The 645-nt window shown below is 40.9% G+C and carries 1 tRNA gene and 1 rRNA gene; both read left to right on the forward strand.

The annotated features are described in order from the left end of the window. Positions 1 to 52: 52 nt before the first annotated feature. Positions 53 to 126: transfer RNA gene (locus tag FJV36_RS00280), tRNA-Ala, on the forward strand. A 181-nt stretch (positions 127 to 307) separates the two neighbouring features. Continuing rightward, positions 308 to 645: ribosomal RNA gene (locus FJV36_RS00285) — 23S ribosomal RNA — on the forward strand; the annotation flags it as partial.

The raw sequence follows: 645 nt of genomic DNA on the forward strand, positions 1-645 counted from the left end.
TTACGAATTACAAATAATTCATAATTCATAATTCACAATTCATAATTAAATTGGGGGATTAGCTCAGCTGGCTAGAGCGCCTGCCTTGCACGCAGGAGGTCAACGGTTCGACTCCGTTATTCTCCACTATCTTAGAGAAGATAGAATATAGAAGAAAGAATATAGACAAAGTCTAATATCTACGCTCTATTTTCTTTATTCAAAAAGAAAAAGTTCATTGACATATTGAGATAAGAAATAATAAAAAGTAGAAAGAACACGTTTGTGATTTATCATAAACGTAGAGACACGATTTATCGTGTCTGTACAATAAGCAAAATAAGGGCGTATGGGGGATGCCTTGGCTCTCAGAGGCGATGAAAGGCGTGATAAGCTGCGAAAAGTTACGGGGAGCAGCACACATGCGTTGATCCGTAAATACCTGAATGGGGCAACCCACTATGTTGAAGACATAGTACACCGATAGGTGGGCAAACCCGCTGAACTGAAACATCTAAGTAGGCGGAGGAGAAGAAAACAAAAGTGATTCCGTAAGTAGTGGCGAGCGAACGCGGATTAGCCCAAACCAATGTTGTTACGGCAATGTTGGGGTTGTAGGACCACGAGATTTTATGTACAAGGAACCGGAAGTTACTGGAAAGTGAC

The sequence above is a fragment of the Flavobacterium sp. I-STPP5a genome (assembly GCF_009764685.1).
Classification (GTDB): domain Bacteria; phylum Bacteroidota; class Bacteroidia; order Flavobacteriales; family Flavobacteriaceae; genus Flavobacterium.